1 pseudogene is annotated in these 272 nt (G+C 61.0%); it reads right to left on the bottom strand.

Annotated features, from left to right (window positions below):
- Positions 1–272, bottom strand: a pseudogene (locus tag SB847_RS21035) (hypothetical protein); the annotation flags it as partial.

The raw sequence follows: 272 nt of genomic DNA, 5'->3' as shown, positions 1-272 counted from the left end.
GGACTTCCAGCTCCACGGCATGTAGCCACGCTTCATCAACGCGATGGCATTGCGAAACTGATAATAATGGCGCACGGCACCGTGACCGGGATAGGCGCGTCCGAACACTCGCACCGGCTCTCCGCCCAGCGAATGGGCGAGCCGCAGTGCCGGCGCGCCAAGGACGGCGTATCCATGCTTGCGTGCGCGAACACACCATTCCAGGTCGACGAAGTCGATAAACAGCGCATCGTCCATCGGACCGATATTCGACCACGCCTCGAGGTTGATAC

The sequence above is a fragment of the Bacillus sp. SIMBA_026 genome, from assembly GCF_046535335.1.
In the GTDB taxonomy this organism is placed as follows: Bacteria; Bacillota; Bacilli; order Bacillales; family Bacillaceae; genus Bacillus; species Bacillus velezensis.
This window is presented reverse-complemented; position numbering and strand designations above follow the sequence as displayed.